Below are 9,197 nucleotides of genomic sequence, written 5' to 3' on the forward strand. Positions count from 1 at the left end.
ACCCTGGGCAGGAAGCTGGCTAGCTCCACCAGCTCGTGGTAATGGGTGGCAAACAGGGTCTTGGCGCCAAGCCCGGGATAGCTGTGGATATACTCGGCGACGGCGCGGGCAATGGAAAGCCCATCATAGGTGCTGGTGCCCCGCCCGATCTCATCCAGGATGATCAGGGAACGATAGGTGGCATTGTTGAGGATATTGGCTGTCTCCACCATCTCCACCATAAAGGTGGACTGGCCGGCAGCCAGGTCTTCCTGAGCCCCAATCCTGGTGAAGATGCGATCCACCAGACCAATGGCGGCAGAGTCCGCCGGCACAAAACTGCCCACCTGGGCCAGCAACACGATGACGGCCACCTGACGCAGATAGGTAGATTTGCCAGACATATTTGGTCCGGTGAGGATGATCATCTGGGAATCCTTGTTGGAGAGAAAAGTATCGTTGGGTATGAAGCTTCCATCACTGAGGCTTCGTTCTACCACTGGATGACGTCCTCCACTGATGGAAATGACATCGTCGTTGTTCAGATTGGGACGGCAGTAGTTGTACCGCACCGCCACCTCAGCCAGGCTGGAGAAAACGTCGAGATGCGCCAGGGCATCGGCCACAGCCAGGATACTCTCCCCCCAACCGCCGACCTGATGGCACACCTGACGGAAGAGATCAGCCTCCAGCTCAGCCATCTTCTCCTGGGCATTGAGGATCAGCGACTCATACTCCTTCAGTTCCACTGTGAAGAAGCGCTCCGCCCCGGAAAGCGTCTGCTTGCGGATGTAGTCGGACGGCACAGAGGCCAGATTGGACCGGCTCACTTCAATGTAATAGCCAAAAACCCTGTTGTAGCCCATCTTGAGAGACTTGATCCCCGTGCGCTCCCTCTCCTGACGTTCCAGGTTAGCCAAGTACTGCTTGGCATCCTTTGATGCACTGCGGAGTTGGTCGAGCTCTGGTGAAAAGCCCGGCTTTATCACCCCACCATCGTCCAGGGTTGCCGGAGCGTCATCGGCAACAGCCTGAGAGATCAGAGCGACAACCTCATCGCAAGTTTGGAGCTTGGCCACCAGCCATTCGGGAGTGCCGCCTTCCGCGAGGACAGCCTTTATCTGGGGAATAACCTCCACGTTATGCCGCAGCGTTACCAGTTCCCTGGGGTTGGCATGGCCACCCCTCACCCTGTTGACTAAACGTTCCAGGTCGCCTATCTGATGCAGCAAAGAGATGACCTTACCACGGGCAATGGTATCGTTATGAAACTTCTCCACCACATCCTGCCGCTCCACCAACTGAGCCAGATCCAAAAGGGGATGCCCCAGCCATCTTCTGATCAACCTGCCACCCATGGGAGTCTGGGGGAGGTCGATGACGGAGAGGATCGAACCAGCAGTAGTACCTGAACGACTGCTCTCGAAAAGTTCCAGATTCCGCCGCGTCTGGGCATCCAGCATCATATACTGCTCAGTGGAGTAAGTGCTCAACTGAGTCAGCAGTGCCAGAGCACCTTTCTGGTTTTCCTGAAGGTAGTGGAGGATGGCTCCGGCCGCCCTGATAGCCAGAGGGAGGTGGGCACAGCCATACCCCTCCAGAGTGGCCACGCCGAAGTGATCCAGAAGGCCCTGGCGCGCTGTTTCCACATCAGACCAGTATTCGTCAACTGGGCTCACTGAGCCAAGCCGCGATAGATCAGGGAAATCCAGATTACGGGGAATGAGGATTTCCGAAGGGTGCAATCTCTCCAATTCAGGAAGAAGGCGATCTACAGGAACCTCAGTAGTGGCGAATTCAGACGTCGTTATATCAACGTGAGCCAACCCTGCTCGATCATTATCGATAACCACGCTGGCAAGATAGTTATTGGCCGTTCCCTCAAGGAGGCTGGGCTCGATGACCGTCCCCGGCGTCACCACCCGCACTACATCCCTCTCCACCAGACCCTGACCCGGAGGGCTCAGTTGTTCGCAGATAGCCACCTTATAGCCCCGATTGATGAGCCTGGCCATGTAGTTGTTCAGAGCATGGTATGGGATGCCAGCCATGGGAAACCTCTGTCCTTTGCCCATCTCCCTGGAGGTAAGGGTGATCTCCAGCAACTTGGAGACCAGCCTGGCATCCTCATCAAAGGTCTCGTAGAAATCACCCAGGCGGAAGAGGACAATGGCCTCGGGGTATCTCTGCTTTATCCTCAAATATTGCCGTCGGACGGGGGTCAACTTTGCCTCGCCATCTTTGCCATATTCTACTATGAAGCTCGTAATTCTAAGCAAGTTTCACATGGCAACGCCGAAAACGGTGATTGAAGAACAATCAGGCTTTCTGGGGTTCCACTCTTACAGCACAGACCTTCAGTTCAGGTATCCTGGCCATCAGGTCCAGAGCAGGATTGGTCAGCACGTTCATAGGACTATCCGCAGAGTGGAAGGCCATGTTCACCACACCCATAAGCGAGGCAGAAGTCACCTTGGCTTTAGCAGTAACCCCTCCCCGACGGGATATTACTTTCACCATCTCCCCATCAGCTATCCCCAGCTTTTGGGCATCTGCCGGATTTATCTCCACCAGTTCCTCACTCCGCAGCCTGCTCAGACTCTTTGACTTACCTGTCATGGTGCTGGCGTGATATGGTCTCCGCTCTGTGGTTAGTATCAAGGGATATTCCTCATCAGGCGCCTGCGCCGAGGGCTTGTACTCCAATGGCGCAAACCTCCCCCTGCCTCTAGCAAAGGTGTCCTTATGAAGTATCGGTGTCCCGGGATGCCCCACCACAGGGCAAGGCCATTGTATACCACCCTTCTCTATACGCTGATAAGTGATTCCACCATAGCTCGGTGTCAGCCGCGATATCTCTTCCATGATCTGCGAAGGCCTTTCATAGTCAAACCCCTTACAGCCCATCTTCTTCGCTATCTGAGCGGTGATCCACCAGTCAGGTTTCGAGTCACCCAAAGGCTCAATTGCCTGGCGCACCATCTGCACCCTCCGCTCCGTATTGGTGAAGGTGCCCTCCTTTTCGGCAAAGCTGGTGGCCGGCAACACCACATGGGCCAGCCGAGCGGTCTCTGTCAAAAAGATATCCTGAACCACCAGAAACTCCAGCTTCTCCAAAGATGTCTGGATGCGTCTGGCATTGGGCTCACTGAGTACCGGGTTGTCACCAACGAGGTAGATCGCCCTTGCCGGCCCCAGATAAGCAGCCTCATATATCTGAGACAGCGTCCGCCCCTTACTGGCACTCAATGTGCTGCCCCAGGCCTCCCCAAATTTCTTCCGTGTGTCTGGATCAGCCACAGGTTGGTACCCGGTATAGAAATCGGGTAAGGCACCCATATCACAAGCGCCCTGGAGGTTGTTTTGAACCCTCAGTGGATTCACCCCTGTCGATGGCTTACCTATATTGCCAGTGAGCATGGCCACGTCCGCCACAGCCAGTACATTGTCCATCCCATGAGTGTACTGCATGATCTCTCCATTGTAGATGATCATCGCTGGCTTCTGAGTGGCATACATCCGCGCCGCCGCAGCTACCAGCTCCGCCGATACTCCAGTCACCTTCTCCACAAATCCCGGATGGAAGGACTTCAGTGAATCCAGGAAGGCCTCAAAATTCTCGGAACGTTCCCGCAGGAAGGATATATCCAGCAACCCCTCATCAACAATGAACCACATCATCCCCATGAGTAAGGCTACGTCGGTTCCGGGACGATGCTGAAGCCAAAGGTCTGCGAGACGGCATAGGGTTATTCCTCTTGGATTGGCTACTATGAGCTTCCCGCCCTGACGCAGCGCTCTCCTTATTTCCACGGCTATTACCGGGTGTGTCTCTGTAGTGTCACTGCCAATAGCCAGAATACAGGCAGCTTCTCCAATTTCGCCGATGGAATTAGTCATAGCATCACTGCCGAAGCTCCTGATCAGGCCTTCCATCGTCGGCGTATGACGGAGCCGGGCGCTGTAGTCAATATTGTTGGTACTCATCACCACACGGGCAAATTTCTGGATCACATAGTTGTCCTCATTGGTGCATTTGGCCGAGGCGATCGCCGCAAATTGATTGCCTTTGTACTTGGCAAGTCTATTGGCCACCACCTCAAGCGCCTCTTCCCACGTGACTGCAACGAACTCGCCATTCCTCTTGACCAGAGGCGATGTCAGGCGGCTACCATCATATACAAAGTCCAGGCCAAATTTGCCTTTAACACAGGCCTGCCCTTTATTGACAGCACTATCCCTGTTCGGAACAGAATTGATGATCTTGCCACCTTTGATCTGTATATCAAGCTGACACCCCACCCCACAGTAAGGACAGGTCGTCGTCATCTCACGATCCGGTTGCCCTACCCACTTGTTTCCCCGCTCTAATAATGCACCCGTGGGACAGGCATCTACACAAGCGCCACAGAACTGACAATTGGCATCTTGAAGCAGGAGCTCATCTGGAGGGGTAATTACGTGGCATTCTAGACAGCGCATGGCTTCGTCAATTGCCACATCACGGCCAAATCCATGCTCCGCCTCCTCAAAGCTCTTAGCGCTGGTCTCGGGAGAAAGCCGTGAGAGCGCAGCCAATTTCTCTACAAGGAAGCTTTCCTCAAGCCAGTACATGGCTTCCTCTGGAGGAACCAGCGACTCTGAGATATCCCCCTTCCCGCCAAGATAGCGATCAATCGCCTCGGCCGCCTTTCTGCCGGCTGCTATGGCCTCAATGACCGAGGCTGACCCGCTGGTACAGTCACCCCCGGAGAAGACGCCCTGGCGACTAGTCTTCATATCAGCATCAACTTCCACTGTGTTTCCCCGTCCCAACTTAACCTTGAAATCCCTGGAGACCTCCGGACGCTGCCCAATAGCTGTAATCAAGGTATCCATTTCGGTAGCGTATTCACTCCCCTTAATCGGAACCGGGCTGCTCCTGTCGCTGGCATCTGGTTCCCCCAGCTCCATTCGGAGCAATTCCAGCTGCAGGTTGCCATCCTTCCGGGTCAGTTTGGACGGAGCAGCCAGACAGACGATCTCCACGCCCTCCTCCATTGCAGCATCAATTTCCTCGGAACGGGCTGGCATTTCCACCCGGGTGCGGCGGTAGAAGATCGTCACCTTCTTTGCTCCCAGGCGTAACGAGACACGGGCCGCGTCAATGGCCACATTTCCCCCTCCGACCACTCCTACCCTTTGACCCAGATTGATTCGCTCTCCCAGATTGACACGGCGGAGAAACTCGACTGACTCAATAACTCCAGATAGTGTTTCCCCCTCCATTGCCAAGCGCATCCCTTGATGAGCACCAACAGCAAGAAAGATGGCCTCGTATCCCTGATCGAAGAGCGGATCGATTGCCTCGATTCGGGTATTCAGCTTGATCTCTACACCAGCACTACTGATATCTTCGATCTCACTCCCCAATACCTTCCGGGGCAGGCGATACTCTGGAATACCCACCCTCATCATCCCGCCGGGTTCAGGAAGGGCATCGAAGACCGTAACGCTATGCCCCAGCTTGGCCAGATAATAGGCAGCAGTGAGGCCTGCCGGTCCGGCTCCTACAACCGCCACCTTCTTCTCAGTAGGCGGCAGCTTCTTAGATCGTTTCTTCCAGGAATCGTCATTGTCAAAGGCAAAGCGCTTCAGCATTCTGATACATATAGGCTTGTCAACCTCCTGACCACGCTGGCAGGCCGTCTCACAGGGATGAATACAGACACGCCCCAGCGAGCCAGGGAAGGGAACCTTCTCTCGAATCACCGCCAGAGCAGCGCCAAGCCTCCCTCTGGCAATAAGCCGCACATAGCGAGGGATGTCTATCCCGGAAGGGCAGGCCCTATAGCAAGGATAGGCAAACCCTATCGCCTTGGCCCCTCTTATTTCCTCACAGACACGGACACAGCGTTCACAGAGGATACACAGGTTATGGTCCCGAATAAAGAAAGGACTATCGGTCCGCAGGGGCAATTTCTTTGGAATATAAGGCGGGAGTCCTTCTATACCGATGTGATCTACAGCCCTCTGCAATTCGCAGTTGCCATTCTTGGGGCACGTGACACATCGTTCCTCAACTGCAGCCTGCCGGAGACAGATATCAAAGGGACCGCAGCGCTTGCGGCGGTCACAGGTAAAGCATGTGTTGGGGTGTCGGCGCAGAATAGCCGCCAGGTTCCTTCGGCGCAAATACATTAGCTTTGGCGTGTCGGTCTGAACCACCATGCCTTCAGAAACAGGAGTAAGACAAGAAAGAATAATCTCCCCGCCTGCTTCTGCCACGCAAATTTGGCAGGCTCTGTCAGGCACCTCCGCCGCCAACGGCTTCAGCCCGGGACAAGCGCAGAGCGCTGGAATGTAGATTCCAGCATCTATAGCGGCTTCAAGAATAGTCGCGCCCCTTTTTGCCCTGACACTTTGCCCGTTTATGTTTAAGGCAATACCGGCCAGGTTATTGTCCACCTTCATGCCACCAACCTCAATCATTCTCCATTCTCTAAGCGCAAGTTGAAGGAGCAAGCTCCCCCGATTGCCGTATTCTATCACCCACGCGAACTGGCCTTCAAATCACTCGATTGCCAGTTACCTATTTCACAGCCCTGGTTAGCGTTTGACAGTGTTAGTCAGGCAAGTTTACAATGGGAACAGGGTCGAAGTATCTGATAGGTATATTTCTATCAGAGGTTAAAGAATATCAGGCCAGACTTGGTAATGACTTGGCATGAGCAAGTCTTGGGAGGTGGGTTATGAGGAATTTAGGTGCATTGGAGATCGGTCTTATCGTAGTTGCCGTCGTACTTATCTTCGGGGTGGGGAAGCTGGGGCAGATCGGTGGCGCATTGGGCAAGAGTATACGCGAGTTCCGCAGGGAAAAGGACAAAACAGATGACCTCCCCCAATCCACCATGATAGAATCCAAAGGCGAAAAGACTCTCATTCAATCAGCAGCGGCAAAACCCGCGAAGGAGAAGTTCTGCCCTGGCTGCGGTGCAAAGATATCTGAGAATGCCAAGTTCTGCATGGAGTGCGGGGCAAAGATGGAAGACTACAGGTGAAGGGTCTCCGGCAGTACCATCCCGCGCTCCGAGGATAGAGTAAAGGCCCACAGCTATACATCCCCCTCCTTTGACTCAACCAAGGAAACCCTGAAGCCCAAACAATTCTTCCTTCAACAGTGAGCGGGCATGAGGTAATATGGATTTTTTGGGTATAGGTGGCCCAGAGTTACTCCTTATCCTCCTCCTCTTCTTCATATTCTTCGGTCCATCCAAGTTGCCTGAGATTGCTGGCATGATAGGCAAAGCCATGCGCAAGCTCAAACAGGCGTCGGCAGAAATGAACAAGAACCTGCAAGAGATAGCGGACGAAGTCAAGGAGACCGGCAAGGACGCTAACAGCACTGTTTCCGGCAACACAGGGTTGCCCAAAGACCTCAAGGATATCGCGAAGGAAATGGGCGACGTGGCAAAAGAGGTCAACACTTCTGTGGGGTCTGCCACGGGACTCACCAAGGATGTCAGGAAGGCCTCCAAGGAGATAGCATCTGTTGCCAAAGAGGCAAGTAGTAATCTCGATCCGAAACAAGGTGAGATTCCGAAGAATCCAGGGAAGGAGAACCCCACTTGAGGTATCCCGGATATTCCCTGACGGGGTCTGGGGTGCCCCCAGCGTCAAGCCAATCCCCGGAAATTGGGGAATCCAGGGGGTTGACAAAGACTTCCTCAGCATTCTCGACCAGCATAGTTGATAATCTAGCCGAGTACAGCACAGACGTATGGTAGAAGCTACCAAAGGGAAGCGGGGCAAAGAGCAGAAGCTTACCCTCCTGGGTCACCTTCAGGAGATACGGCGGCGGCTCTTCTATTCGGTTATCGCCCTCATCATCACCGTTGCCATCTCCTTCTTTTTCACCAACCGCATCATCAAATTCCTGGAAGAGCCGGTGCTCGGCAAGGCCTCAATCATAGTCATCGAGATGACGGAGATGATATCCATCTGGTTCAAGGTATGCCTATACTCCGCCTTCATCATGGCCCTGCCTTTCTTCATCTACCAGTTGGTGATGTTCATCCGCCCGGCCATGACCCGCAAGGAAAGGGGCTACCTATATGCCATGTTGCCAGCAGTGGTCCTGTTCTTCCTCGCTGGCACGGCCTTTGCCTGGTTCGTTTTCCTGCCGCATGCTATCGACTTCCTCCTGACATTCGGCAGTGATCTCGCCTTATCTCAAATAAGACTGGGGAACCTGATTTCATTCGAAGTCCAGATCATCTTCTGGATGGGCGTTGTTTTTGAGCTGCCGGTACTCACGTTCTTTCTATCCAAGATAGGCATACTGACCCATCAATGGCTGGCCAAGCAGTGGAAATGGGCCTTTGTCGGCTCATTCGTGGTTGGCGCAGTGGTCACCCCTACTCCCGATCCCATAAACTGCACCATAGTCTCTATCCCTATATTCTTGCTATACTTGCTTGGCATTCTGACAGCCTGGCTCGGCCGGCGAGGCAAGAAGTCTCCAGCTTAGTGCAGTCGCATTATCATAAGGGAGTGAGTGAGCTCCGGTGAGCTTCGCGGACTTCAAATCCGTTGATGGGCACCTTCAGTGTCCATGGTGGGTTCGACCCCCATTCGCTCCCGCCAGATAAAGTTAACCAGAAGTTAACCAATTCGTCCCTCGAATCCCGCAGAGATGGCTTATCCCCCGAGACCCTAAAGTTCTATCGGGGCTACCTCAGACTTGCCACGCCTGTTGTAGGTCTCTCTGTAACCAGCCAGCAGGTTAAGCAGTTCCTGGACTCCCGACGGTGCAGCATGGCTGGCAAACATGCGTATTACCGTGTTCTAAGAGCATTCTACAACTGGCTGTACTCTCCACGGTCAGCGACGTGCCTCAATCCTTGGGACAATCCGATGAAATGGGTAGACCCGCCGAAGGTAGCCAAGCGCATGCTTCCATCGCTCAGCAAGCAGGATGTGGAAGTCCTCATAGAGAGGGCAGCGAATGTCAGAGACAAAGCCATTGTCAGCTTGTTCACAGAGAGTGGGCTTAGGCTCCCAGAACTGGCCTCCATTTGCCTCAAACTCATCTTCTACAGTTTGGCAGGGCCTTAATGGAACTCTGCATCCAGCCTATCTTCGCCCTGTCTCCCCAGGCCAAGGGCAGGATAGAACGCCTCTGGGGCACTTTCCAGGATCGGCTGGTTAGCGAGTTGCGTTTAGCCGGAGCCAGTACC

6 protein-coding genes, 1 tRNA gene and 3 pseudogenes are annotated in these 9,197 nt (G+C 54.1%); 6 read left to right on the top strand and 4 right to left on the bottom strand.

Going from position 1 to position 9,197, the window contains the following annotated elements:
* The 4 genes and pseudogenes from mutS to NTZ04_09085 all read right to left on the bottom strand — a co-directional run.
* On the bottom strand, positions 1–2,258 hold a 2,258-nt coding region (mutS, locus tag NTZ04_09070; protein MCX5992454.1), incomplete at its 3' end, for a DNA mismatch repair protein MutS.
* A 40-nt stretch (positions 2,259–2,298) separates the two neighbouring features.
* Positions 2,299–4,461, bottom strand: coding sequence for a formate dehydrogenase subunit alpha (fdhF, locus tag NTZ04_09075; protein ID MCX5992455.1), 2,163 nt, complete (start codon positions 4,459–4,461; stop codon positions 2,299–2,301).
* Positions 4,462–4,686: 225 nt separating this feature from the next.
* Positions 4,687–5,562, bottom strand: a pseudogene (locus NTZ04_09080) (FAD-dependent oxidoreductase).
* Positions 5,563–5,601: 39 nt separating this feature from the next.
* Positions 5,602–6,432 (bottom strand): annotated as a pseudogene (locus NTZ04_09085) (2Fe-2S iron-sulfur cluster-binding protein).
* Positions 6,433–6,710: 278 nt separating this feature from the next.
* Here NTZ04_09085 and NTZ04_09090 point away from each other — a divergent pair.
* The 6 genes and pseudogenes from NTZ04_09090 to NTZ04_09115 all read left to right on the top strand — a co-directional run bounded on the left by NTZ04_09090 (position 6,711) and on the right by NTZ04_09115 (position 9,197).
* The gene (locus NTZ04_09090) at positions 6,711–7,019 is read left to right on the top strand and encodes a twin-arginine translocase TatA/TatE family subunit (GenBank protein ID MCX5992456.1); all 309 of its coding nucleotides are present in this window, start codon (positions 6,711–6,713) and stop codon (positions 7,017–7,019) included.
* A 139-nt stretch (positions 7,020–7,158) separates the two neighbouring features.
* Positions 7,159–7,590, top strand: coding sequence for a twin-arginine translocase TatA/TatE family subunit (locus tag NTZ04_09095; protein MCX5992457.1), 432 nt, complete (start codon positions 7,159–7,161; stop codon positions 7,588–7,590).
* A 148-nt stretch (positions 7,591–7,738) separates the two neighbouring features.
* Positions 7,739–8,488 carry a twin-arginine translocase subunit TatC gene (tatC, locus tag NTZ04_09100; protein ID MCX5992458.1) on the top strand — a complete coding sequence of 250 codons (750 nt, stop codon included), beginning with the start codon at positions 7,739–7,741 and terminating at the stop codon, positions 8,486–8,488.
* Positions 8,489–8,507: 19 nt separating this feature from the next.
* Positions 8,508–8,604 (top strand) — tRNA-Sec (locus NTZ04_09105).
* Between the two features lie 270 nt (positions 8,605–8,874).
* Complete coding sequence (locus NTZ04_09110) at positions 8,875–9,075, top strand: hypothetical protein (protein MCX5992459.1); 201 nt, start codon at positions 8,875–8,877, stop codon at positions 9,073–9,075.
* Positions 9,051–9,197, top strand: a pseudogene (locus tag NTZ04_09115) (integrase). Before NTZ04_09110 ends, NTZ04_09115 begins: the two are co-directional and overlap by 25 nt.

This window comes from Chloroflexota bacterium (genome assembly GCA_026389585.1).
In the GTDB taxonomy this organism is placed as follows: domain Bacteria; phylum Chloroflexota; class Dehalococcoidia; order UBA2247; family RBG-13-53-26; genus JAPLHP01.

Bases quoted from the DNA above. Each gene is read 5' to 3' on its own strand.
- NTZ04_09090 (MCX5992456.1), top strand. From the start codon at position 6,711: ATGAGGAATTTAGGTGCATTGGAGATCGGTCTTATCGTAGTTGCCGTC.
- NTZ04_09110 (MCX5992459.1), top strand. From the start codon at position 8,875: ATGAAATGGGTAGACCCGCCGAAGGTAGCCAAGCGCATGCTTCCATCG.
- fdhF (MCX5992455.1), bottom strand. From the start codon at position 4,461: ATGCGCTGTCTAGAATGCCACGTAATTACCCCTCCAGATGAGCTCCTG.
- NTZ04_09095 (MCX5992457.1), top strand. From the start codon at position 7,159: ATGGATTTTTTGGGTATAGGTGGCCCAGAGTTACTCCTTATCCTCCTC.
- tatC (MCX5992458.1), top strand. From the start codon at position 7,739: ATGGTAGAAGCTACCAAAGGGAAGCGGGGCAAAGAGCAGAAGCTTACC.